This window comes from Arthrobacter endolithicus (genome assembly GCF_026627425.1).
In the GTDB taxonomy this organism is placed as follows: domain Bacteria; phylum Actinomycetota; class Actinomycetes; order Actinomycetales; family Micrococcaceae; genus Arthrobacter_M.
Window position 1 is genome coordinate 194,185 of sequence record NZ_JAPNLH010000007.1, and the last position, 25,515, is coordinate 219,699.

Genomic DNA, 25,515 nt, shown 5'->3' on the forward strand with positions numbered 1-25,515 from the left:
CCCGGCTTCCGCCCGCGGGGTAGGATGGATTGCCTTGATTCTTACCGAAAGTAGTTGATCCGTGGCACACCTCCTTGGTGGCGAAAACCTTACCGTCCAGTTTGCGACCCGTACCGTGCTGGACGGCGTGACGCTGGGCCTGGAAGAAGGGGACCGGATCGGCATCGTTGGCCGCAACGGCGACGGCAAGTCCACCCTGATGCGCCTGCTCGCCCAACGCCAGATGCCGGACGGAGGCCGGGTGACGCTGCGCGGAAACGTCCAGGTCGGTTACCTGGATCAGTCCGACGTGCTCGACGCGGACCTAACGGTCGGGGAGGCGATCGTTGGTGACGCGGCGGATCACGAATGGGCGTCCAATCCGAAGGTCCGCGAAGTCATGGGCGGTTTGGTCGGTGAGGTGGACTGGCATGCCAACGTGCACGCGCTCTCCGGCGGCCAGAAGCGGCGGGTGGCGCTGGCCAAGCTACTGATCGGCGACGACGACGTGATCATGCTCGATGAGCCCACCAACCATCTGGACGTGGAAGGCGTGGCCTGGCTGGCGCGCCACCTGAAAACCCGGTGGCGCGCCAATGAAGGCGCTTTCGTCGTCGTCACCCACGACCGCTGGTTCCTGGATGAGGTCTGCACCCGGACCTGGGAGGTGCACGACGGCATCGTCGATCCGTTCGACGGCGGTTACGCCGCCTACGTGTTGGCCCGCGCCGAGCGTGACCGGTCCGCTTCCGTGATGGAAAGCAAGCGGGTGCAGCTGGTCAAGAAGGAGCTGGCCTGGCTGCGCCGCGGAGCTCCCGCCCGGACCGCAAAGCCCAAATTCCGGATCGAAGCGGCGAACGAGCTGATCTCCGACGTGCCGGAGCCGCGCGATTCGGTATCGCTGAGCAAGATGGCTACTGCCCGCCTTGGCAAGGACGTGCTGGATCTTGAGGACGTCACTCTTTCCTATGCCGCGGCCGACGACGGCGGCAGGCCGCTGCTGGATAACATCACCTTGCGTCTGGCCCCCGGTGAGCGGCTGGGGCTTGTCGGAGTCAACGGGTCCGGCAAGACGACCCTGCTGAAGCTGCTCAATGGCCAGGTACAGCCCAGCAAGGGTACGCTCAAGCGCGGCAAAACCGTCCAGACGGCGGTCCTGACGCAGGAGGTCACCGAGCTCGATGACGTCCTGGACATGCGCGTCGTCGAGGTCATCGAGCGGGAAAAACGCTCCTTCGCCGTCGGCGGCAAGGATATGACCGCCGGTCAGCTCGTGGAGCAGCTTGGTTTCACCAAGGACAAGCAATGGACCAGGGTCAGTGAACTCTCCGGCGGTGAGCGGCGCCGGCTGCAGCTATTGCGCCTGCTGGTGGGGGAGCCGAACGTGCTGATGCTCGATGAGCCCACCAATGATCTGGATACCGATACGCTCGCTGCTGTGGAGGACGTGCTGGACGGCTGGCCCGGCACCCTCGTGGTGGTCTCGCATGACCGGTACCTGCTAGAACGCGTCACGGACCGGCAGATGGCGCTGCTGGGCGACGGCAAGATCCGGGACCTGCCCGGCGGAGTGGACCAGTACCTTCAGTTGCGTGAGGCGGCACTGGCCGGAAAGCCCGCAAGTTCGGGGCCGGCCGCGGCGGGCAGTGGCATCGGTGGCACGCAGGCCAAGACGGGTCCGAGCGAAGCCGAGAAGCGCGAAGCTCGCAAGGGCCTGGGCCGGATCGAGCGGCAGTTGGGCAAGCTCACGGCGCAGGAGGAAAAACTGAACGTCCAGATGGAGGCCAACGTGGGAAACCATGAGCTGCTGACTGGGCTGAACCGCAAGCTGCAGGGCCTGGCGACGGACCGTGAGGCTCTTGAGGAAGAGTGGATGCGCGCCTCCGATACTCTCGCCTAGCCTCACCTCAATCTATTAGGCGGGTGTGGCGACCTTGGCACCCTCAAGGTCGCCGTATCTGCTGAACAGATTTTGGCCCGGAACGTGGTGCGTCGGCCGCTTCGATATCCTGTGGAAAACTCCGGCACGGGTGCCATCTCAACGGGCACAATAGCCGCATGTTCAGATCAAAGCCGCTACCACCGTCCCTCGCGGGGCGCTCATTCACCGTTCCCCAAGCCCGGCTGGCAGGAGTCGCCCGCAGCCGTACGCGGGCATCGGCACTGGCAACACCGAGCCGTCTGATCCGAGTACCCCGCAGCGTCGAGCAACCCTTGGTTTCGCGGGTCAGACCGTACTGTGAGCTCGGTGTTGCCGTCTTCGTCAGCCATACGACGGCGGCAGCCCTGCACGGGATACCTATACCCTCTGTTTTCGAATCGGAACCCTTCATCCATCTCACCCGCCCGAAGGGGTGCTCGCTTCCCCGCCGCAAGGGAATTCGCGGCCATCAATGCGCGCTGGGTGGGGACGAAACCACATTGTTTAGCGGCCTACCCATCACCACCCTTGCCAGAACTTGGCTGGATTTAGCGCAGCTCTTGCCGTTGGAGGATTTAGTCGTCGCTGGCGATCATCTCATCTGCGGCCATCAGCGCGGATTCGGCCGCAGCCAGAATCCTCGTGTGTCTTTGACAGAGTTGCGCGAATACGTCGGTGCCACGCGGGGCAGGCCGGGTCTGGCAAAGGCCCGGCAGGCACTGACCATGATGCGGGTGGGAGTGGATTCTCCGCCGGAGACCAGGCTCAGATTGATGCTTTGGGGTTCCAACTTACCCGACTTTGTACCCAATTTTCCGGTTGAAGGCGATTATGGAACGCCGCCGGTATGGGTCGATCTCGCCTGCGCGGAATTCAAGGTGTGCGCGGAGTACGAAGGCCGTCATCACCTCACGCCGCACAAACAGGCTTCGGACAGGCGGCGGGATTCCCTGACGGCGGAAATGGGATGGTTGCAGGTGAAGATCTACGCACGGGACATGGAGATTGGCGAGGAATGGGTCATCGGCTTCTTTGTTCAGGCCCTCCAACGGCACGGCTGGCAGGGGCCGCACTGACCCCTTCGATGGTGATCCATTCGGCAGGTGTGGTGAGCTTGGTAACGTGAAGCTCGCCATACCTGCCGAACGGATTCCGAGGCGACTCATGGTCCCGAGTCGCGGGCAGGCCCGGCGGCGTGGCAAACTAGATACTCGTGCGGCCGCCCGCATAGCGACGGCCCCCACCGGGCCCGTGTCGTAAGTGGAATCAGCGGCGACGGCATGGTCCGCCCTGGTGTAATGGCAGCACCCCAGCCTTTGGAGCTGTGGAGTATAGGTTCGAATCCTATGGGCGGAACGGCCACGCAATGGCGGGCGCGTAATATTGCGTTAACCCTTTGCCCAGCTAGACGACGGATTCAGTCCGGGTAGGAGCGCCACTTAGTGAGCCCCCGCAACACCAGTGAAGTGCCGAAAAATGCAGCAGGAATGACCCCAGCAGGAACAGTGGCACCCCCCACGGGGCCGGCTGCGGTGATCATTCTCGCCGCAGGCGCGGGCACCAGGATGAAGTCCCGGAAGCCCAAGATTTTGCATGAAATCGGCGGACTATCGATGATCGGGCACGCGCTCGCCGCGGCCCGAGCCCTCGATCCCGAGGTTCTTGTCGCCGTCGTCCGCCATGAACGCGATCTGGTCGCCGAACACATTGCGGCCATGGACCCGGCCGCGGTGATAGTTGACCAGGACCATGTTCCCGGTACCGGACGGGCGGTGCAGGCGGCGCTGGAAGCCCTTCCGGACACGTTGGCCGGCACCGTTGTGGTGACGTATGGTGATGTGCCGTTGCTCACAACTGCCCTGTTGGCCGAGCTTATTGAGGTGCACAGCACGGACCGGAATGCGGTGACGGTGCTGACCGCGGTGCTGGAGGACGCCAGCGGCTACGGCCGGATTCTGCGCACCGGCGACGGGACGGTGCTGGGGATCCGCGAGCACAAGGACGCCGACGCCGCGGAACGGGACATCAGGGAAATCAACTCCGGCATTTACGCCTTTGACGCCGCCGTGCTCCGTGCCGCGCTTGGCCGCGTCACCGCGGATAATTCGCAGGGCGAAATGTACCTCACCGATGTCCTGTCGATCGCAAGGAACGACGGCGGACGGGTCGCCGCCGTCGTGACCGCGGACCGCTGGCAGGTCGAGGGAGCCAACGACCGCGTCCAGCTCGCTGCGCTCGGCGTGGAACATAATCGGCGCACTGTGATGGCCTGGATGCGTGCCGGCGTGACGATTGTTGATCCGGCCAGCACCTGGATTGACTCCACGGTGCGCCTGGCGGAGGACGTCACGATCCTGCCCGGCACTCAACTGCACGGCTCCTGCGTCATAGCCAGGGACGCCGTCGTCGGCCCCGACAGCACGTTGACGGATGTGCAGATCGGTGCGGGCGCCGAGGTGACGCGGACGCACGGCAGCGGCGCCAGAATCGGCGCGCACGCCCATGTGGGCCCGTTCACCTACCTGCGTCCGGGCACCGATTTGGGCGCGGACGGCAAGATCGGCGCCTTCTACGAAACCAAAAACGTCACCATCGGCCGCGGCTCCAAGCTCTCGCACCTGGGCTACGCCGGCGACGCCGAGATCGGCGAAGACACCAACATCGGCTGCGGCAACATCACCGCGAATTACGACGGCGAAAACAAGCACCGCACGGTCATCGGCTCGGGCGTGCGGACCGGCTCCAATACCGTCTTCGTCGCCCCGGTCAGTGTCGGCAATGGTGCCTACAGCGGAGCCGGCACCGTTATCCGCAAGGACGTACCGGCCGGCGCGCTGAGCGTCAACGCCTCCCCGCAGCGCAATATGGAAGGCTGGACGCTGGCGAAACGGCCGGATTCCGTCTCTGCCCAGCATGCACGCTCCGTTTCCGCCGCGAGTACGGACCCCAACTCCTCACGCATCCAGGCATCTACAGAAGAGGGCACACACGAATGAGCGGAATTACGGTACACGGCGAGAAGAAACTGGTACTTGCTGCCGGCCGGGCGCACCCGGAACTGGCGCAGGAAATCGCCAGGGAGCTGGGCACCGAACTGCTGCCCATCGATGCCTACGATTTCGCCAACGGAGAGATCTACGTCCGGTCCGCCGAAAGCGTCCGGGGTACGGACGTTTTCGTCCTGCAGGCACACCCGGCTCCGTTGAACAACTGGCTGATGGAACAGCTGATCATGGTCGATTCGCTCAAGCGGGCGTCCGCCAAGCGCATTACCGTGGTGTCCCCGTTCTACCCGTACGCCCGCCAGGACAAGAAGGGCCGGGGGCGTGAACCGATCTCCGCGCGGCTGGTCGCTGACCTGTACAAAACCGCCGGCGCAAACCGCATCATGAGCGTCGACCTGCACACGTCGCAGATTCAGGGTTTCTTCGACGGTCCGGTGGACCATCTGATGGCCATCCCGCTGCTGGCGGATTACATTCGAACCCGCGTCGACGGCGACAATGTCACGGTGGTATCCCCGGACACCGGCCGGGTCCGCGTGGCGGAACAGTGGGCCGAACGCCTCGGCGGAGCGCCGCTGGCTTTTGTGCACAAGAGCCGCGATCTGACGGTGCCGAACCAGGCCATGTCCAAGACGGTGGTGGGGCAGGTCCAGGGCCGTACCTGCGTGCTGATCGATGACATGATCGACACCGGTGGAACCATTTCCGGCGCCGTCCAGGTCCTCAAGAACGCCGGGGCCAAGGACGTCATCATCGCGGCCACGCACGGCGTATTCTCCGGCCCGGCGGCCAAGCGCCTGGCGGAAAGCGGTGCCCGCGAAGTGGTGGTGACCAACACCTTGCCGATCACGGCGGAAAAGCGCTTCCCGCAGCTGACGGTGCTCTCGATCGCGCCGCTGATCGCGCGCGCCATCCGGGAAGTGTTTGAGGACGGTTCGGTCACGTCGCTGTTCGACGGCCAGGCTTAATCCCGGCGGCTTATTTCCCGTCCGAGGTGCCGTGCAGACCGACTGGTGCCTCCAGCCCGAACGGTACTGGTATGGTTGTTGACGATACCTTGGCGAGGGATCGAGGCCGTTCGCGGCCGCGAGTCCGTTATCGACTGGGTCTGAAGCTCCTTCGCGTTCGGCGTGTCGGCTCGGTTTAGGCCACAGTTACGGCCCCAGGTTTCGACCCGGGACCACCGCTGATCAACGACAAACGATATGAAGGAGCCAGCATGGCTGAGAAAGCTATCAAGAAGGACGAGCAGAAGCTCGTCGCCGTCATCCGCACCGAGTTCGGCAAGGGTTCAGCCCGCCGTGCCCGCCGTGCAAACCAGATCCCCGCGGTCATTTACGGACATGGCGCCACGCCGATCCATATCACTGTCCCGGAACGCCAGGCAACGCGCGCAGTGCGCGGAGCCAACGCGCTGCTGACGCTGGACATTCAGGGCGAAGAGCACCTCGCCCTGGTCAAGGACATCCAGCGCGACCCGCTGCTGCAGATCATCGAACACATCGATCTGCTCACGGTCCGCAAGGGCGAGAAAGTCATCGTCGACGTCCCCGTCATTCTGGTCGGTGAAGTCGCCCCGGGCGCCGCCACCTACCAGGAGGAAGTCACCATTTCCCTGGAGGCGGAAGCCACCAACCTGCCCAAGCACGTCGAGGTCGACATCGCCGGGCGCGAGGCCGGTGCGCACATCTACGCCGCTGACCTGGTGCTGCCGGCCGGTTCCGTTCTGCTGGCTGATCCGGAACTGTTGATCGTAAACATCTCCGAGCCCGAAGAGCAGGATCTGGGCGAAGTCGCCGAGGCTCCCGCCGCCGACGCTCCTGCTGCCGAGTAATAGCTGCAGCCGCATACGTCAGATGAGTAACACCTGGCTTGTAGTCGGGCTCGGGAATCCCGGGCCCGACTACAGTCGTAACCGGCACAATATCGGCTATCTGGTGGTCGAAGAACTGGCCCGGCGGATGGGGGCCTCCTTCAAGAAGCACAAGGTGCGTGCCTTGGTGGCCGAGGGACGGCTGGGCATCGGCGGGTCGAAGCTGATCCTGGCCAAGTCGATGACCTTTATGAATCTTTCCGGCGGCCCGGCCGCCGGGTTGGCAAAGTTCTTTGATCTCGGCCCCGACCAGATCATCGCCGTCCACGACGAGATTGATATCCCGTTTAACACCATCAAGCTCAAGATCGGTGGGGGAGAAGGCGGCCACAACGGGCTCCGCGACATGTCCAGCGCACTGGGCAGCAAAGACTACTACCGTGTTCGCGTGGGAGTCGGTCGGCCGCCGGGCCGCTCGGACGCAGCGACCCACGTGTTAAAGGACTTCTCCTCCACCGAGGTCAAGGACCTCCCCTTCCTGATCGATGCCGCCGCGGATGCCGTCGAACTCATGATTGTCGGCGGCTTACTGGAGGCACAGCAGAAATTCCACGGCGCTGGTTCCTGAACAATTCACCGATTTGTTTCGTTCTATTCATTAAACGTCCAATCCGGGATAACCTGAGCATACCTGCCGTGAAAATGTCTCAATTCGCGGATACGGGAAAAGGGTGCGCGTGGGGAATTTTTCTGCCTTTCAGGAGCCGTTGTTGTTCGCGTCCGGGAGAGAAGCACGAAGGTCGATGGGGGCGTCCGAGCGACGCAACTGGTCATCTGTCGTGCGACAGGACAAGGTTGCCGAGGCCATCGGAGCGGTCCGGGATCCGGCCTGTCAAGGGATCGCCGTTACCGGCGCGCAGGGGATAGGCAAGACAACTCTCGCCCGCGCTGTGGAGACCGCGCTGGCTCCGGACCATTCCATCGTGCATTTGCACGGGTCCACGAGCGGAACCGCCCGTCCGTACGGCGTTCTGGCATTCCTGCTGGCGCGGATGCCCGCCACGATCTCGGACTCACCCGCCGCGACTATCTGCGCCATCACGGACTTGATCCGGAAGGAATCAGATGGGAAACCGGTACTGCTCATTCTCGACAGCATCAGTGGCGTGGACGAGCAGAGTCTGGCCGTCATCATGCATCTGCTTCTGAGCGAATCGGCCAAGGTTCTCGTTGTGACCCGGCATGAGAGTGAATTACCGGAAGATATTATCTGGTTGATCAAGAGGGCCAGCTTGAAACATGTCCGGCTGGATGTTTTTTCCCGAGATGAAGTCCGCCAGCTGCTGGAGGGTGTGCTGGACGGTCAGGTGACTACCGCTTTAGTGCGAATTCTTCATGCTTCCAGTGGCGGAAACCCCCTAGTACTGCACGCGACAGTGAGCGAGCAGCTCCACACCGGTGCCCTGCACTGTAGGGGCAGCGTCTGGACCATCAATAACGAGGTGTCCGTTGGTGCCCCGTCCGTGTTGGAGGACCTCGTCCGTTCCCGAATGTATCATCAGCCGCGGGAGGTACGGGATGTGATTGAGTATCTGGCCTTGGCGCGGCAAGTCCGACTGTCGACCCTGGTGAAGCTGATGGACGCGTCGCTGATTGCAGCTATGGAGGAGTCCGGTCACCTAAGTGTGGCAAGGTCAGGCACGCAATGGGTTTCTTTCGGTGAGCCGTTTATGGGGGAAGTGATTCGTGCGGGACTGGATATGGCGCGCCGACGGGAACTTCACGCGTTATTTTCGCGGTTGACCGGCGCGGTGGGCGAAATCATGACGACTCAGGAAATTCTCACCTACGCTGCCTGGACCATCGACTGCGGGGCCCCGTTGGAACCTTCAGTCGCCCTGGCCGCAGCGGCTGCGGCCAACGCACATTTCGACCCGGTGTTTGCCCTGCGATGCGCCGAGCAGGTACAGCGATCCGACGACCAGTGGGTTGCTGCTGCTGAGCAAAGATCAGCGGCCTATTTCATCTTGGCTGACCACGAAGCAGCGATTGAGGTCCTCGACACAGTCAGGCGGGGGGAACTGGCGGGATTGTCATTGCCGGATTACGCCAACTATATTCTGCACCGTTGCCACAGCCTGCTCTGGATTCCGGGGGGATATCAACGCATCGACGCTCTGCTTGCCGCTGCACGGGACGAGATCGAGTGCCGCGTGACCGATCTGTCCCAACACGTGACAGCGAAGGACGTAACCGTCGCGGGTGAACGCTTGGCCCTGGCCCGCATTGAAGCCTCCGTCCACCGAGGAAATTTCACCGGCATCGCCGAGGAACTGGAAACGATCTTCCGGACGGGCACGGCGTCCGAAATCCGGATTGACTGCGGTAGCCTGCTGGTTTTGGTTCGGGCGCTTACCGGTCGCGAAATAGACGCGGTCGAATTGGCCGAAAGGTTGGAGTCGGACGCCCAAAAGGCAGACGGCCGGGGCATCATGCGTGACTGGCTCACCGAGGGGCATTTCACTGCCCTTCTGCTGAGCGGCCGCTGGATGGAGTGCGTCGCTATGCTGACGGCCAGCCTTGACCGCAGACCAGAAGCTCTGCGGTACCGCGGCGGCGCGACGGAGCTTGCACTGGGCGTTGCTTACACGTTCGCTGGACGCGGTGACTTGGCGATGGATCCCCTACTATCGGCGGTGGCCCAGCTTGAAATCAGCAGCAGCTTCAATGCCCCGGTGCTGGCGTATTCTGCCCTGGCATTCGCCTTCGCCCAGGTCGACGACGCCGTCGAAGCCCGCCGGTACCTTGGCCTCGCCTCCGCCTGCCGGAAGAATATTTCTTGGGTGACGGCGTCGTTGGCAATGTTCTGTGATCTGATGGCCCGCCGTTGGCTGGGCGAGTCCACCGCCAAACAAAAACTCGTAGAGTCGGCAAGCCGCGACATGGCCTGCGGGCGCTACACCATGGCTTCCACGAGTCTTTTCGGGGCAACGATGCACGGAACGGCAGAGGAATATCTCCTTCTCGAAGAGGCATCCAAGCGGCGGCAGGGTCCCATGGCGGCGCTCTCGCGACTGGTCGCCAGTGGGAGCCGCGTCAAGGACCCGGCGGTTCTCCTCCAGGCAGCCGATACGGCTCATGAATTGGTCCTGAAGGCGGTGGAAGCGAGATGTGTTGTGCTGGCCATGGAATGTGCCCGGGAATCCGGAGACGCCGTGACGGTACGCAACGCGCAGCATCGCCTGGACCAACTGCGCGCCGGTCTGCCGCTCGTGCCGCTGGTGCCGCACACAGAAGGCCCTAAGCTGACTCCGCGGGAACGGCAAGTGGTGAAACTTGTCCGCGGAGGGTTGAGTAATCGCGAGATGGCGGACCGGCTCGAGGTTTCGGTGCGCACTGTGGAGGGCCACCTTTATCAGATATTCAGCAAACTCGGCGTACGGTCCAGGGGCGAGCTGGACGATGTGCCCTAGGATTATCTGCTGCCGCGCCGATACGATGGACGAGGCGGCGTCGGTTGAGCGCTGCCGCCAGCGGCCTGATGACTGACGCATGGGTTGACCGCGGAGGTATCTTGGCCGCCGTCGTGCAGTCACTTCGTTCGAAGGACTGTCCTGCCGTTTTTGTGGTGGCGGATATGGGACTTGGTGCGTCGTCGCTACTGCACCGGCTCGGTGACGAGATCGACGGCGAGGTGGCCATCGTGGCGATTCACAGTAGCCCGTCGCTTACTCAGGTCCCTTATGGTGCACTGGCCCCCTACTTGCGCGATGCTTCGCCTGCTGACATGTCATCCCCGATCGCATTGCTCAGGACCCTTTGGGCGCAGTTTCAGCTCGGCGAGGAATCCGCTAAACCCGTATTGCTCCTCATTGATGACGCCCACGCCCTCGATGATGCCACCGCCGGTTTAGTTGCCCAGCTGGTCCTCGCCGGCTGGGCGAAGTTGGCTGCCAGTTGTAAGCCCAATCCTGGAATACCCGGACCCCTTCTGGAGCTGTGGCGCGACGGAGCCGCAGAACGCTTTGATCTGCTGCCGTTGAACAGCACGGAGGCCCGTCAGCTCTGCAAGGGCCTGCTGAGCGGAGAGGTACTGGAAAGTGCTGTTCAAAGCCTCCTCTTCGGATCCGGCGGGAATCCCTTGCTGCTGACAGCCTTGCTCCGCGATGCGCTGCGCCTGGGAACTTTGGTGGAGCGCAACGGGCTGTGGTTGATGATAGGTCCGCCGCCTAAACAAAGCCAGGACCTGATGGAGGTAGTCAGGCGGCAACTGATGCGCATTTCCGCGCCTGCGCGGGATGCCTTGACCCTGATTTCGTTGGCTGAACCGGTAAGCCTGACTGTGATCGAAGAGCTCTTTGCCGAACCCGTACTGGCCGAACTGCTGGAACACCGGCTCATAGTTGTATCCGGACCTCCTGAGCCATCCGTGCGCCCGCTTAATCCCGTCTACGCCGAGGTCCTCAGGGAGCTGGTTCCGGCGGCTCGAAGCATGCAGCTGCGACAGTTATTGGCTGCGAAGTTGGAGGGTGACCCGGCAAACCCCCACTCCCTGCTTCGGACGGTGACGTGGTCGTTGAGCTGCGGAATGCCCGTCCCCGAGAATCAGCTCTTACGGGCAGCGGAACTGGCCTGCGGGCTCAACGAAGGAGCACTCGCGTTGCAAATCACCGCGGCGATTCAGGATCCGCTGCTGACAGCCGCAAAGAACCTGGTGATGAGCCGTGTCTACTTCCGCATGGGACAGTATGCCCGGGCCGCGGCCCTGCTGGACAAGAAACATCATGTCGGGGTTGAACTTTCCCAGATTATGCCGGGGACCATATTTCTGCCACAGGTCGTCGCTGCGCGGCAGAACGCTGATATATCGGTTGAGCAGGCGGCAGAACTCCTGCGTCGTTCCGGTGTGAAGCTGGCTGAGCTTAGGCCGGAAAATGCTGAGCGGATTTTGGCCGTCACCTCTGCACGTGCCGCGCTGATGCTCGCGCTGAAACAATCTTTTATCGGCGCTTACGACTCCATGGGCTCAACTTTGCAACCACTGCTGTCGAGGACGCAGCAGCCCGACGACGGCGTGCATGGGAGGCTGACGACGGCCGTTGCGCTGGCTCTGGAGGCGGAACGGAATTGCGTGCTCGGGTTCCCGGTCCGTGGGCAGCTCAGTGCCGCGACCGCTCTCTCGCTCGTGCAACCGGACAGCAACGACGTGACGTCAACCACCGAAATAGTGGTGGAACGCTACATTGCCTGCGCCTTGGTCGCCGGAGACTGGCCCTTGACCCGGACTCTCCTCGACGGGAACGCCATGACCGGCCGCTCGGGGGTGGTGACGTTTGGCGGGGCGGTGAACACCGTTCTCGGATATGTCGCCGTTCGGCAGGGCAGGGTGCGCCAGGCGCTGCAACTTTTGGTTCCTGCACTGGAAGAACTCCGACTCTGCGACGAGCGCCAATTGTTCCGGCTCTGCGCAGCCCTGGCTTTTTACGCCTCGGTCAGGATCGGGAACCTCCGGGAAGCCGAAAGGCTGGCAAAAGACTATGCCGCCTCGCACTGCGGCGGCATGTACCTCACGTCAGCGCAGGCGCAGGGGTTCTTCGACGCCGGCATGGAACTGCTCCGGGCCAACGGCGACGGGCTGCTGGCACTGCAGCGCGCGGCCGACGCGGCCGCGGCCAGCGGCGCCGTCGCCCTTGAACTACACGCGTTGGAGCTCTGCATTGGTCTCGGCGACCGCAGCCGCTTGGATCGATTTGGCGAGCTGGCCGAATCCATGGAAGGTCCTTGGGCCGGAGCACTCTGCACCTATGCCCGTGCTTTGGCCGGCGGCAGCGCTGCTGAATATTTGCAGGCCGGCCACGCATTTCGGCAGGCAGACATGCCCGGCCATGCTGCCACCGCCTACGCTGCCGCGCTAAAATCAGCAAAGAGCGGTATGAGCAAGGAAAGCAGGCAGTCGGCTCTTGCCGGCCTCCAGTGGTCCAAGATCGAACTCGATGTGGGAGAACAGGTCGCCACACAGCGGGGGGACCATCACGCCCTCACCGACCGCGAAAGAGACGCACTAACCCTCGCCGCTTTAGGGCTTACGGACAAGCAGATTGCCGCAAGGCTGCACGTGTCAATTCGCACGGTACAGGGCCACTTGTACCGTAGCTACGCGAAGCTGGGAGTCAGCGGCCGTGAGGAACTCGGCGGGGTCGCACGCTTCTGACACTCGGACCCTCTGTGGAGCGGTTTTCTGGCCAATGCCAGGCTCTTCGCCGGATGTTGAGCTCCGTTTCTGCCCTATCTCATGGTCAGTCTGGCGAGGCTACTCACGTGCCCTGCGAACCTCACTTAGTGTATTCGCTTTTTTACACGCTAAACCAAGTAATTGAGGTGGCCCTACTCAGCATGTTTGCGACTACTTGGAGCAACCGGTGTGTAATTTTCGTTGACGAAGCACGTATACGGGCTCCCGACCTTGCTGACGAGGCAGCAGAAGACGAGTAGTCCATACTCGTGCGGGAACACGCACATTCTTCTTTACTTGAAACAAGGAATGCCTCAAGTAAATAGAAGGTCTCAGATGGTTGTTCATGAATGTCCAGCGCTGCGGGCCACGTGCCCCTTCCGGTCCATCCGCGCCGAAGCAAGATCACAGCGGTACACACGGTCTGCACCCATCATGCGGCCCCCCATGACGGAGCCGGCGGCGGATAAGCCTTCTGAGACCAGGGCTTTCCCCCAGCCGTCGTCGGTTCCCCTTTTTACCCAGACCTCCAGCCTTGGGCGTTTTCCCAACGGGTGCCGGACAATTTTGGACTTCCAATGAGCGAGCTCAAGTCCCGGGTCCCGTTCCGCGGCCGTCTGCGAACCAATCCCAAGATTCGTATCACTGTCCCCGTCGGCGGCCCGGCGGCATCAGCACAGACCGTCGCCGCTACCACGCCAGCTCCAACCGCACGGGCGAAGCACAGCGTGTGGGACGACACTTCGGCCACGGGGTTGGCGCACTCGGCCGTACCTGCCGCGACGTGGTGGAAGGACTACAAGCTCAGGCTCCGCGTCACCGATTCCCTGTCGGTCGTGACTGTCGTCTTGATTGCGTACCTTGGACGGTTCGGCGTTGATGGACCTGACTCCCGACTCCGGAACCCGGAGACAAGCTACGTGTGGCTCTCCGCCTTCATCTTAGTCGCTTGGATCGTCTCCCTCGACGTTTACCGTACCAGGGACAGCCGAATATTCGGGGTCGGCGCCACCGAATATAAGCGCTTGATCGAAGCGACATTCAAGCTTTTTGGCGCCCTGGCCATCGTTATGGTCGTCTTCCGCGTCGAAGTGGTTAGAGGTTATTTCGCCATCGCCCTGCCGTTGGGCCTCGCACTTCTCTCGGCCAGCCGGTGGCTTTGGCGTCAGTGGCTGAACAAACAGCGTGCCTGTGGGAAGTACCTGGCGAGGGTCGTGGTGATCGGAGACCCGGCGGACGTTGAATACGTCCTTCAGCAGGTGGCGAAGAATCCGGGTGTCGGGTACCAGATCGCGGGGGCAGCGCTTCCCGTCCTAGATGCATCGATGGAATTGAAACCGCCGTGGTACCGGATCCCGGTACTCTCTACCTTGGCTGACGTGGGCAGGATAGTAGCGGTAACAGCCGCGGACGCCGTGATAGTTGCCGGTCCCGTCCCCGGTGGGGCAAGGTACATTCGTGAACTCGGATGGCGCCTCGAAGATAGCCGCACGGAATTGGTCCTTGCCTCTAGCCTGACCAACGTCGCCGGGCCCAGAATTCATATGCGTCCGGTTGAAGGGCTGCCCTTAACGCACGTTGAACTGCCTCAATACGCAGGTGGAAAGCACTTCTTCAAGCGGATTGTCGATGTGATTATCTCCGCGGTGGCTCTGCTGGTCATCTCGCCCATCCTTGCGGTTTTGTCGGTTGTCGTCTGGCGCGACAGCCCCGGTCCGGTAATTTTCCGCCAGGAGCGCGTTGGCCGGGAAGGAAACAACTTCGAGATGCTCAAGTTCCGTTCCATGGTCCGCAACGCCCAAGATGAGCTCGACGGCCTCCGTGGACAGAACGAGGGAGCCGGCTCGCTCTTCAAGATCCGCAAGGATCCCCGCGTTACCTCCTGTGGGCGCTGGATGCGAAAATATTCCCTCGACGAGCTCCCTCAATTCTGGAACGTCCTGATGGGCGACATGAGCCTGGTCGGCCCGCGGCCACCGCTGCCGGAAGAAGTGGCGACGTATGAAAAGTTCACCAACCGGCGGCTGCTGATCAAACCTGGTATCACCGGTCTGTGGCAAATCAACGGCCGCTCCACGCTGGACTGGGAAGAGAGCATCCGGCTGGACCTTTACTACGTGGAGAACTGGTCCTTCACCGGCGACCTCATCATCATGTGGCGGACTTTCCGTGCCATGCGCTCTCCCGTCGGCGCTTACTGAAAGGTATGTCATGGGCACCAGAGTAGGTTATGCACCAGGAGCCTTCGATCTTTTTCACGTTGGCCACCTGAATTTGCTCCGGCATGCCAAGGCGCGGTGCGATTACCTGATCGCAGGCGTCGTGGCTGATGACCTCCTCATAGCGACCAAGGGTAATCCTCCGGTAATTCCATTAGCTGAGCGGCTGGAAATTGTTAGAAGCATCCGCTTCGTCGACGAGGCGGTTGCTGAGGTTCATCCCAGCAAGTTGGATACCTGGCGTAATTTCCCCTTCGACATCCTCTTCAAAGGCGACGACTGGCGCGGAACGGAAAGAGGTCTCGCTTTAGAGCGTGATTTCGCAGCGGTTGGTGTGGAAGTCGTCTATTTTCCGTACACGGTTCACACATCCAGCACCGTCCTTAAAAGAAGTCTGGAGGTCCTGAACTCCGGCTTCCTTAGCGGCTCCCTCCTGCAACACACACCTTAGAAAATTTGTCTACGGCCCTCGGCCGGTCGCTGCACGGTCTCGCTGCACAGAAAATATCAATCCTGGGGATGAAAAATGAAAATGAAAGCATCAGATCGTTCCTCCATGCGAATAGCACTCGTCGGCACCCGCGGCGTCCCGGCACGCTACGGTGGTTTTGAAACGTGTGTTGAAGAAGTCGGGAGCCGATTGGCTGCTAGGGGACACGACGTCGTCGTCTATTGCCGGAATCAGCAGCCTGGCGAACCGATCCGCAAGGAATACTTGGGAATGCGACTGGTGCACCTGCCGGCACCCCGAAAGCGTGCCCTTGAGACCGTCGGGCATGCGGGTTTGTCCGTCGGTCACATTCTGTCCCATCGCGTCGATGCAGCCATTCTTTTTAATGCTGCCAATTCACCGTGGCTGCCGTTTCTAAGGGCGGCGAACATTCCTGTAGCAACGCACGTGGACGGTCTGGAGTGGCAGCGAGCAAGATGGGGCAAGCTAGGACGCAAATATTATCGCGCCGCGGAAGCGCTCTCGGTTCGCCTTTCCGACGCATTAATAGCCGATGCGGTAGGGATACAGGACTACTACAGGTCCGAGTTCGGTGCGGACACATCCCTGCTCACTTATGGTGCTCCCATTCTGGAGCATGGCAGGAGCGACAGGATTAAATCTCTGGGGTTGAGTCCTCGAGGTTATCACTTGGTCGTTGCGCGTTTCCTGCCAGAGAATCACGTCCACATTATTGTGGAGGGTTACACGCACAGTCGTGCAAGGTTGCCCTTGATCGTCGTGGGATCGCACCCATACGCCGAGGAATATACGGGCACTCTGCACGCTCTCGGTGATGAGCGCGTCCAGTTCATCGGTGGCGTGTGGGATCAGGAGCTGCTGGACGAGCTCTATGCGAATGCTCTGGTGTACTGGCATGGGCATTCGGTGGGAGGTACCAATCCGAGCTTGTTGCGTGCGATGGGTGCCGGCGCTGCCACGAACGCATTCGACGTCGGGTTTAATCGCGAAGTCCTTGGCGATGCGGGCGAGTATTTTTCCACCGTGGAGGACGTTTCCGTCCTCACAGAAAAGGCTGAACGATGTTCCTCCGGCCTAGTCTCACGGGGCGCCGCTGCAGGGCGGCGGGCAAAGCTGTATAGCTGGGATGACATAGCCGAGGGGTATGAGCAGCTATGCCGAGACATTATCACGGGTATTCTGCATCGGCAGCGAGGCAAAGGACGACGCCATTTCAAAGACACGGCACCGTCGTACGGCCTGCTGCAGGACCAGGGGTTGTGATGTCAGCTTTGGATGCGACCTCAGGACGTGCCGCTCGTCGGACAGAAGCCTACCGCGAGACCCTCGGGCGCCTAGCCTCCGCTCAAAAAAAAGCTGGCCTGCACGCTCCCGCCTATTCCCGCTTCATCAACAGAAAGTTGGGCAGACTGCTGGCGGCATGGGCCTATCGGGCCGGATTCACTCCCAATACCGTCACCCTTATTAGCGCCGCGTTCACCTACATCGGCATTATCTTGTTGGCCGTGTACCCGCCGTCTTGGGCGCTTGGTTTTGCGGTGGCGTTGTTCTTGGTCGTCGGCTATGCCTTTGATTCTGCCGATGGACAACTGGCGAGGTTACGCGGCGGCGGTAGCCCTGCTGGCGAATGGCTCGACCACATGGCGGATGCGATCAAGATTTCGGCGCTCCCTATTTTCCTGGCGGTGGGAATGTATCGATTTGAATCCGTTGCCCAGATATGGCTGCTGGTACCGCTGGCAGCAACCATCGTCGGGGCGGCACTCTTTTTCGGAATGATCCTTACCGAGCAGTTGCGGCGCCAGCTGGGAACCTCAACCCCAGCGGCTGACGCGGCCGGAGGACGATCATCCTGGGTGCGATCGGTCCTCGTAATTCCAATGGACTACGGGGTTCTATGCCTCTCCTTTATTCTTCTAGGTGCCTTACCCGCTTTCCTCGTGCTTTACACGCTGATAACAATCGCCACCGCAGGATTCTTCATCCTCGCGTCACTGAAGTGGTTCCGAGAGCTCAGAACAGTCGGAACTGACCAAATTTCGTCCCGTCGAGGAGGCGGAAGATGATCGATTCCGAGAGCCCCGCCGATGCGGCTGGGAAACGCACCGGACGCACCGTGGTTACTGTTGTCCTTGTCCTTGTAGTGCTAATCGTCCTCGGTGCAGCAGGTGCGGTTTGGTCTTCCAGCCAGGGACGAACGGCCAGCAGGAGTGCCATTGCCCAGAGTTCATCGGCAGCATCATCGGTCGCGGTTGCGACTGCAGCCGCCGGTGCGACAAGTGCAGCTCCATCGGCCGCAGCACCAGTAGATCCACAACCCACGGCGGAAGGCTCGCCGTCGCATCCTCCAGCAGGGAACAAGCCGCCGGCGGCTGGTCCGGCCACCGCGGCCTCCGCTCCGGCCGGCGCCGCGCAGCTCGCGACAGTAGATCAGCCCGTAGCGGCAGCCGTACCGCTGGATCACTCTTCTTCAGTTGCCGACGGCATTACTGCAAAGATCTCCTCCATCGAGGCAGTGTCCGGGGAGGCAAGTGGACCCGGCGAAATTTCCGGCCCCTCGCTTCGTTTCACCGTCACCATCCACAATCAAACAGCAGGTTCAATATCCACTGCGAATGTTGTGGTGAACGTGGGCACAGGCACGGATAACGTTCCCGCAATATCACTGAGCGGGCCGGGAGTATCAGGGTTCACGGACAGTATATTGCCGGGGCAATCAGGTTCCGGGACGTACGTATACCTTGTCCCGCAAAACCAGCGCGGGGTTGTGCGGATCCTTGTAAATTTCGAAGTAAATTCCACCATCGCGGCGTTTGAGGGCGCAGCGCCACAAGTAGAAGGAAAGCCATGAAAGCGGTACCGAGATACGAGAGCATAGCCAGTCCCGGTGGATTCGGCACCGTGGTGAGCGGCGCAACAAAAAAGATATTTGGCATCTTAGTTTCCGTTGCGGTGGCTCTTTCCGTTGCTGCGGTGGCAGTACCCGCGGCTATGGCCGACACAGCACCTGTGGACCCGGCCAATCCCGCGACGCCGCTGACCGTGTCGGCCGATGCACTACCGACCGTCCAGATCGACGGGATCGTGTGGCAGCAGGCGATCATAGGCAACACGGCATATGCGGTCGGCCAGTTCACTACTGCCAGGCCAGCGGGCTCTGCGCCCGGAACCAACACCGTGGCACGCAACAATATTCTCGCGTATGACCTCACCACGGGAAACCTCATAAATTCTTTTACTGCAAGCCTTAACGGCATGGCCAAGACTATTGTGGCTTCGCCAGATGGCACCCGTCTGTATGTAGGCGGCGCCTTTTCGCAAGTCAACGGTGTGGCTCGTCCTTACGTCGCAGCCCTCACCCCATCGACAGGGGCGCTCATTTCTTCTTGGGCGCCGAAGGTCAATTCCCGCGTCGTCGCCATCACCGCTTCAAATGACAAGGTGTACATGGGCGGGTGGTTCAGTGGAGTTGGGTCGGTCAGCCGTACGAAGTTGGCGGCAGTCACCGCTGCAAATGCTACCTTGCTGCCTTGGAACCCTGTCCCCGCCGGTGGGGATATCAACACCATGCTGCTGTCACCGGATAGCTCCAAGGTAGTGGTCGGCGGGAGCTTTACTACCTTGAATGGTTCGAGTGACCCGGGTTACGGGCTTGGTGCCCTCGACACCCTCAATGGAGGGCTGTTGCCGTGGGCGGCTAACGGGCTGATCCGCAATGGTGGTGCTAAAGCATCGATCCTGAGCTTGTCGTCGGACGGCCCCAACATTTACGGCACGGGATACGTTTTCGGCGCTGGCGGGAATTTGGAAGGAACATTTTCAGCCGACTGGGCGACTGGAAGCATCAAATGGGTCGAAGATTGCCACGGTGACACATACGGCGTTTACGCCGCCGAAACAGCCGTTTATACCGTAAGTCACGCGCATTATTGTGGCAACATTGGCGCGTTCCCACAAACGTCGCCAACATGGACGTTCCACCACGCACTCGCATTCAGCAAGGCAGCTACGGGGACGATTACGAACGATCCCTACGGGTACTACAACTTTGCCGGGACCCCGGATCCGTCTCTCCTCCAGTGGTACCCAGACCTTGAAGTTGGAACATTCACCGGCCAGTCACAAGCCGCATGGAACGTCACCGGAAACTCTGACTATGTGATTCTTGGCGGTGAATTTCCCAAGGTAAATGGAAAAGCCCAGCAGGGCATTGTTCGGTTTGCTAAAAAAGACATCGCACCCAACAAGGAAGGTCCGCAGATAAACGGATCGGCGGCAAATCCTTCAGTGGCAAGTCTTTCCTCAGGAACCGCCCGCGTCAGCTGGACGGCCAATTGGGACAAAGACAACCAGAACCTGACCTACCAGCTAGTGCGCGATGGCAAGACAGCGACTCCTGTTTATACGACGACGAAGCTGTCAAATTTCTGGCAGCGCAGTGCTATGGGCTATCTGGATACAGGGCTGATGCCGGGTTCGACCCATACATACCAAGTCGTAGCCGTTGATCCGTTCGGAAATACGTCCAAGTCCCAGGCCGTTTCAGTCACCGTCGCAGCGACGGGCAGTCTCAGCGCCTATGCCCAGGGCGTTTTGCAGGACGGCGCCTCGGCTTATTGGAGACTGGGGGAGCCCAGTGGCTCGACCGCTATCGACTGGGCTGGCTGGAGCGATGCCGCTCTAGGGTCGGGCGTGACTAGAGGCGCCGCCGGGGCCGTAATCGGCGATAGCAACACGGCCAGCAGCTTTAATGGGACGAACGCCGGTTACGGCGCGACCCAGACGATAGTGCAAGGTCCCGACACGTTCACCACGGAGGCCTGGTTTAAGACGACCAGCAACCGCGGCGGCAAGATTATCGGATTCGGTAACAGCGCAACCGGGGATTCTGGCAGCTATGACCGGCACGTATACATGGACAACTCTGGAAAACTGATCTTCGGCGTCTACACCGGAAACACTCAAACGTTGCAGAGCGCTTCGAATTACAACGATGGACAGTGGCATCAGGTCGTCGCAAGCATGGGGTCCAACGGCATGTCGCTGTACATCGACGGCAAGCGAATCGGTCAGCGCGCAGACGTGACGTCCGGTCAGTCGTACTCAGGCGGATGGCGAATTGGTGGTGACAATTTGAATGGATGGCCTTCTCAGCCCGCCAGTAGCTACTTCAGCGGGGACCTCGACGAAGTTGCTGTGTACCCAACTGTTCTTAGTTTGTCGCAGGTCCAAAACCATTATCAAGCCTCTGGCCGCACCCTGAACCTTCCGGTTGCCCCCGCAGACAATTATGGCAAAGCCGTCTTCCAAGCGGAACCTGACCTGTACTGGCGGCTGGGGGAGAGCACAGGTAACACCGCGAACGACAGCGGCATTGCCGGAAACTCCGGTACGTATATTGCTGGGGTAACTCTGGGTCGGCCGGGTGCCATTGCAGGTACGAGCAATACAGCCGTTCAGTTCAATGGTTCAGCGGGATTGCTGTCCGGGAATGCGCGGGTATCCAATCCAACCGTTTACTCGGAGGAGTTGTGGTTCAACACGACCACCACGAACGGGGGAAAGCTGATTGGTTTTGGCGATTCCCAAATGGGCCTGTCCAGCAATTATGATCGGCACGTCTACATGGAAAACAGCGGACAGCTTACGTTTGGCGTATATACCGGGCAGACAAATACCACTACATCCACGGCTTCCTACAACGATGGGGCGTGGCATCATATGGTGGCAACCCAGTCCGCTGAAGGAATGAAACTCTACGTCGATGGCCAGCTCGTCGGCAGTAATCCGCAGACAGCTGCCCAACCATATGACGGGTACTGGCGAGTTGGGTCAGACAACACATGGGGACCGCAGCCTTACTTCGCGGGCACCATCGACGAGGTGGCAGTATATCCAACAGCTCTCAGTGCCAGCGCGGTAGCCGATCATTTCGCTCTGGGAGCCGGCCGTGTGGCGAATCAGCCTCCGGTGGCGGCGTTTGCGTCGTCGGCGGTGAATTTGGTGGCGTCCTTTGACGGTTCGGGTTCTTCGGATCCGGACGGGTCGGTCGTTTCCTATGGTTGGGACTTCGGTGATGGCAGTGTGGCGGGGACGGGTGTTTCGCTGTCGCATACGTATGCTGCGGCGGGGACGTATTCGGTGAAGTTGGTGGTTACTGATGACAAGGGTGCGACGAACGCTGTGACGCATGGCGTGACGGTGTCGGCGGCGCCGCCGGTGAATCAGCCTCCGGTGGCGGCGTTTGCGTCGTCGTCGGTGAATTTGGTGGCGTCCTTCGACGGTTCGGGTTCTTCGGATCCGGACGGGTCGGTCGTTTCCTATGGTTGGGACTTCGGTGATGGCAGTGTGGCGGGGACGGGTGTTTCGCCGTCGCATACGTATGCTGCGGCGGGGACGTATTCGGTGAAGTTGGTGGTTACTGATGATAAGGGTGCGACGAACGCTGTGACGCATGGCGTGACGGTGTCGGCGGCGCCGCCGGTGAATCAGCCATTGGCGCAGGACGATTTTAACCGCACCAGCACTAATGGTTTCGGGACCGCGACGGTGGGAGGTGCGTGGACGGTTCCTTCCGGATCGAGCAACTTCGCGGTCAGTCCCGGCGCTGGCACTGTTTCGTCGGCTGTGGGACAGACACGGTACGCCTATCTCAACGGCGTCTCATCCTCCTCGGCGGAAACTCGGGTCCAGGTGGCCCTGGATCGAATCGGCGATGGGGGAGGATCCTATTTCTCGATTCTGGGACGACGGGTGGGAACGGCGGATTATCGGGTCAGTATGTGGATTTCTAAATCGGGTGCAATGACGATGACCTTGGCCAAAACCGATGGGGGCATCGAAACGACGATTGCATCGCAGGCGCTCCCGGGCATGTATGTGGCCGGAGATCTTCTGCAGATCAGATTCCAAGTGTTTGGCATCTCGCCCACCACGCTCAACGCCAAGGTTTGGAGGGCCGTTGATACGGAGCCTACGGCCTGGCAACTGACTTCACTGGATTCCACGACCGGGCTGCAATCGGCCGGTGGTGTTGGCCTCCGAACCTACATTTCAGGCTCCAATACCAATGGTCCGGTGCGAGTGGCATTTCGAAACTGGCTGACGACGCCCATGAACTGACAGACGCGACCACGAATACATGCGGGCGGCAGGGTGACCTCGCGCCCGCATTGTCGTGATAAATAGTCAAAACCTGTGGACTGACCGCCTTTAGGCCGAAGTTACGTGGGTGGTGACGTGCGAAATCCCTGCCGTGGCGAAGATGTTTGCGGTTTTGGGGTTCATCCTTTTGTCTACTTCAGGTTCAGCGGGATGGTTTGGAGCGTACCCGGTTTGGTGGACACGAATGAGGTTTGCTCGTGTTCCTAAACTGGCGAGTAGCGCTTGTTGGTAGCGCTAGTCCAGCGACCTGGTAGCAAGATTCCGGGAACACGGTAGCGCTCGCCCTGGTGAACTGCTGTGCTGTGAGACGACAACGCATAAGGCGTTGTCGTCTCATTGTTAAGGGCGGGTCATGGCGGAATATCGGAAAATATTGGGGTTGTTGTTGGAGGGGAGGAGTTATCGCGAAGTCGTAGAGATCGCGGGGTGCTCGCATCGCGACGTGGCCCGGGTCCGGCAGGAGGTCCAGGAGCGGGGTCTCACCTCGGCGGTCGCGGTCCGTGACAGCGACCTGGCGGATTGGTTTCCCGACGGGCGCCGGAAAGTGTCGGAGGAGTATGACCAGCCCGACTTGTCGCGGGTGCTGGCGTCGATGAAAGCGAACCGGCACTTCACGTTGCTGCTGGCGTGGCGTCGCTACGTCGACACCAAGGACGCGGGGAAGAAGTACGGGTACTCGCAGTTCTGCGCTCTGTTCACTGGCTACCTCCGCACCCACGATCTGGTGGCAGTGCTGCGCCATGAGCCGGGGCGGGCGATGCTGGTGGACTGGGCCGGCGACACGATGGATGTCATCGACACGATCACCGGCGAGGTGGTCCGGGCAATTTTGTTCGTCGCGGTGTTGCCGTTTTCGGGGCTGATGTTCTGCCGCGCATATGCGGATATGAAGTCCCCGGCGTGGCTCGACGCGCATGTTCAAGCGTTCGCGTTCTTCGGCGGCGTGACGCAGATCGTCGTGCCAGATAACCCGACGACCTCCACCCACCAAACCCATAAGGGCGACGCGGAGCGGGTCGTCAACGCGAGGTATCAGCAGCTCGCGGATCACTACCAGACAGCAATTGTCCCGGCCAGAGTGAAGAAACCCCGCGATAAAGCCTCAGCCGAGAATGCGGTGAACGTGGTCAACAAACGCGTCATCGGCTACCTCGATGACGATGTCTTTACGACGCTGAACGAGTTGAATACTGCGATCGAGGAGCGAGTGCGGGAGATCAACCACGATATCCGCCGCGCCGACGACACGACCCGGTGGGAGAGGTTCGACACCGAGGAGCGGGAGATGCTCGGCCCTTTGCCCGATGCCGGGTTCGAGGACGTCGAGTGGAAGGAACTCAAGGCGGGCCGGAACTACCACATCACCGCGGACACCCAACGGTATTCAGTGCCCTTCGCGTTGGCGGGCAAGCTGCTGCGGGTCCGGCTGACGTCTTCCCGAGTGACGGTCTTCGACGGGCACGAGAGCATCTGCGAACACCCGCGGCTGACGGGCCGCAAAGGCCAGTACTCGACCTTGCCGGACCATGTCCCGCCGCAGCACCGCGATATTGATGGGCTCGGACACGTCGACGTATCCACCACCGAAATCTACGCCCGCGCCGACACGGAAGCGAAACGCGTCGCCATTGAAAGTGCCTACCAGCCGCTGACCCCCGAGCCCCTGCCTGACTGGACAACAGACCAAGATCTCCTCACATGGCTCGACCACGCCGGCCAATAACACCCCGGGATTATGTGGCCGGAATCGGACCCACAAGCGCCTCCACCAGCGCAAACACCCCACCCGGCCACATAACCCAGCCGTCCACGTAATGGCGCAGGGTGTGAGGTGAAATGTGCTGGCCGCGCAAGGTTGGGCAATCTTGCGCGGCCAATACGACTGCACGTTCCAGACGATCTCGGACTCCAGAGCAAGGGATTGGTTGACCTGACCTGTTGGGAAACACTGGCGCATGCGCTTGGCTATCTATTCTCGTCAGCTAGGATTGCGCTGAATAATTTGGGTGGTTTAAGGCGCGCCTGACGGGTTTCGGGTGCTGGTCGTTAAGACTGGATACATGCAAGGTATTGAAGAGGCTCAGCGCGGGTATTTGGATGTGGAGTCGCTGGCTGGGGAGTTGTTGGCTCCGGGCAGTGCCTACGCGTTCCTGGCCGAACACCGGGGGCGGCTGTTTCCGGATTCGATGATGGAGGACCTGTTTCCGTCTAAGCGGGGCCGGCCGTCGATCCCGGCCTCGGTGATAGGCACCGTGCTGGTGTTGCAGGCCTTGGAAGGCTTGTCGGACCGGGCGGCGGCGGAGGCGTTGACGTATGACCTGCGGTGGAAGGCTGCGTGCGGTTACGGGCTGACGGAGGCCGCGTTCCATCCCACCGCACTGGTGCATTGGCGCAACCGCCTACGCGCCAGCGACAGCCCGCACCGGATCAACGAGGCTGTCGCCCAGGTCATTACCGCCACCGGGGTCTTGGCCGGGCGGCACCGCCGGGCGGTGGATTCGACCGTGTTTCAGGACGCGGTGGCCCGCCAGGACACCATCACCCAGCTCATTTCCGTGATCCGCCGTTTCGGCAAGGCCATGGTGTGTTTCGTCAAGTTAAAGTAGGCCATTTCGGCGCTAAGAATCAGGCCACTGCGGCGCGTTTTTAGGCCATTTCAGCTGTCTGCTCATTTCATCAACGCGTTTTTGACTCGGTAGGACTCGCCGCG

Annotated in this window: 15 protein-coding genes, 1 tRNA gene and 1 pseudogene; all 17 read left to right on the forward strand. The window is 61.1% G+C overall.

What is annotated here, in order from left to right; translation table 11 throughout:
• Positions 1-61: 61 nt before the first annotated feature.
• Entirely contained in the window at positions 62-1,879 is a 1,818-nt protein-coding gene (locus tag OS914_RS08600; protein ID WP_267545634.1) for an ABC-F family ATP-binding cassette domain-containing protein, read from the forward strand.
• 665 nt (positions 1,880-2,544) lie between these two features.
• Entirely contained in the window at positions 2,545-2,976 is a 432-nt protein-coding gene (locus tag OS914_RS08605) for an endonuclease domain-containing protein (RefSeq protein WP_267545635.1), read from the forward strand.
• Positions 2,977-3,184: 208 nt separating this feature from the next.
• Positions 3,185-3,256, forward strand: a tRNA-Gln gene (locus OS914_RS08610).
• A 131-nt stretch (positions 3,257-3,387) separates the two neighbouring features.
• Positions 3,388-4,896, forward strand: a complete 1,509-nt coding sequence (gene glmU / locus OS914_RS08615) for a bifunctional UDP-N-acetylglucosamine diphosphorylase/glucosamine-1-phosphate N-acetyltransferase GlmU (protein ID WP_420713907.1) — start codon at positions 3,388-3,390, stop codon at positions 4,894-4,896.
• Positions 4,893-5,873, forward strand: a complete 981-nt coding sequence (locus tag OS914_RS08620) for a ribose-phosphate diphosphokinase (protein WP_267545637.1) — start codon at positions 4,893-4,895, stop codon at positions 5,871-5,873. Before glmU ends, OS914_RS08620 begins: the two co-directional genes overlap by 4 nt.
• Positions 5,874-6,124: 251 nt before the next feature.
• Positions 6,125-6,739 (forward strand): 50S ribosomal protein L25/general stress protein Ctc, encoded by a 615-nt coding sequence (locus OS914_RS08625; RefSeq protein ID WP_267545638.1) that lies wholly within the window; start codon positions 6,125-6,127, stop codon positions 6,737-6,739.
• A gap of 22 nt (positions 6,740-6,761) precedes the next feature.
• Positions 6,762-7,346: an aminoacyl-tRNA hydrolase gene (gene pth / locus OS914_RS08630; protein ID WP_267545639.1), complete on the forward strand. Its 585-nt coding sequence runs from the start codon at positions 6,762-6,764 to the stop codon at positions 7,344-7,346.
• A 211-nt stretch (positions 7,347-7,557) separates the two neighbouring features.
• Complete coding sequence (locus tag OS914_RS08635; protein ID WP_267545640.1) at positions 7,558-10,191, forward strand: helix-turn-helix transcriptional regulator; 2,634 nt, start codon at positions 7,558-7,560, stop codon at positions 10,189-10,191.
• A 44-nt stretch (positions 10,192-10,235) separates the two neighbouring features.
• The gene (locus tag OS914_RS08640) at positions 10,236-12,929 is read left to right on the forward strand and encodes a helix-turn-helix transcriptional regulator (RefSeq protein WP_267545641.1); all 2,694 of its coding nucleotides are present in this window, start codon (positions 10,236-10,238) and stop codon (positions 12,927-12,929) included.
• A gap of 599 nt (positions 12,930-13,528) precedes the next feature.
• Positions 13,529-15,151 carry a sugar transferase gene (locus OS914_RS08645; protein ID WP_267545642.1) on the forward strand — a complete coding sequence of 541 codons (1,623 nt, stop codon included), beginning with the start codon at positions 13,529-13,531 and terminating at the stop codon, positions 15,149-15,151.
• Positions 15,152-15,161: 10 nt separating this feature from the next.
• Positions 15,162-15,620 (forward strand): FAD synthase family protein, encoded by a 459-nt coding sequence (locus OS914_RS08650; RefSeq protein WP_267545643.1) that lies wholly within the window; start codon positions 15,162-15,164, stop codon positions 15,618-15,620.
• A 105-nt stretch (positions 15,621-15,725) separates the two neighbouring features.
• Entirely contained in the window at positions 15,726-16,904 is a 1,179-nt protein-coding gene (locus tag OS914_RS08655) for a DUF1972 domain-containing protein (protein ID WP_267545644.1), read from the forward strand.
• Positions 16,904-17,707, forward strand: coding sequence for a CDP-alcohol phosphatidyltransferase family protein (locus tag OS914_RS08660; RefSeq protein WP_267545645.1), 804 nt, complete (start codon positions 16,904-16,906; stop codon positions 17,705-17,707). Before OS914_RS08655 ends, OS914_RS08660 begins: the two co-directional genes overlap by 1 nt.
• Positions 17,704-18,492, forward strand: coding sequence for a hypothetical protein (locus OS914_RS08665; RefSeq protein WP_267545646.1), 789 nt, complete (start codon positions 17,704-17,706; stop codon positions 18,490-18,492). The genes OS914_RS08660 and OS914_RS08665 overlap by 4 nt, the downstream gene beginning before the upstream one ends.
• Positions 18,489-22,763: a LamG-like jellyroll fold domain-containing protein gene (locus OS914_RS08670; RefSeq protein WP_267545647.1), complete on the forward strand. Its 4,275-nt coding sequence runs from the start codon at positions 18,489-18,491 to the stop codon at positions 22,761-22,763. Before OS914_RS08665 ends, OS914_RS08670 begins: the two co-directional genes overlap by 4 nt.
• A gap of 394 nt (positions 22,764-23,157) precedes the next feature.
• Positions 23,158-24,528 (forward strand): IS21 family transposase, encoded by a 1,371-nt coding sequence (gene istA / locus OS914_RS08675; RefSeq protein ID WP_267545648.1) that lies wholly within the window; start codon positions 23,158-23,160, stop codon positions 24,526-24,528.
• Between the two features lie 337 nt (positions 24,529-24,865).
• A pseudogene (locus OS914_RS08680) lies at positions 24,866-25,372 on the forward strand (transposase); the annotation flags it as partial.
• Between the last annotated feature and the right edge of the window lie 143 nt (positions 25,373-25,515).

Coding starts and splice junctions, on each gene's coding strand:
- glmU (WP_420713907.1), top strand. CDS start 3,388: ATGACCCCAGCAGGAACAGTGGCACCCCCCACGGGGCCGGCTGCGGTG.
- OS914_RS08620 (WP_267545637.1), top strand. CDS start 4,893: ATGAGCGGAATTACGGTACACGGCGAGAAGAAACTGGTACTTGCTGCC.
- OS914_RS08625 (WP_267545638.1), top strand. CDS start 6,125: ATGGCTGAGAAAGCTATCAAGAAGGACGAGCAGAAGCTCGTCGCCGTC.
- pth (WP_267545639.1), top strand. CDS start 6,762: ATGAGTAACACCTGGCTTGTAGTCGGGCTCGGGAATCCCGGGCCCGAC.
- OS914_RS08645 (WP_267545642.1), top strand. CDS start 13,529: ATGAGCGAGCTCAAGTCCCGGGTCCCGTTCCGCGGCCGTCTGCGAACC.
- OS914_RS08650 (WP_267545643.1), top strand. CDS start 15,162: ATGGGCACCAGAGTAGGTTATGCACCAGGAGCCTTCGATCTTTTTCAC.
- OS914_RS08655 (WP_267545644.1), top strand. CDS start 15,726: ATGCGAATAGCACTCGTCGGCACCCGCGGCGTCCCGGCACGCTACGGT.
- OS914_RS08660 (WP_267545645.1), top strand. CDS start 16,904: ATGTCAGCTTTGGATGCGACCTCAGGACGTGCCGCTCGTCGGACAGAA.
- OS914_RS08665 (WP_267545646.1), top strand. CDS start 17,704: ATGATCGATTCCGAGAGCCCCGCCGATGCGGCTGGGAAACGCACCGGA.
- OS914_RS08670 (WP_267545647.1), top strand. CDS start 18,489: ATGAAAGCGGTACCGAGATACGAGAGCATAGCCAGTCCCGGTGGATTC.
- istA (WP_267545648.1), top strand. CDS start 23,158: ATGGCGGAATATCGGAAAATATTGGGGTTGTTGTTGGAGGGGAGGAGT.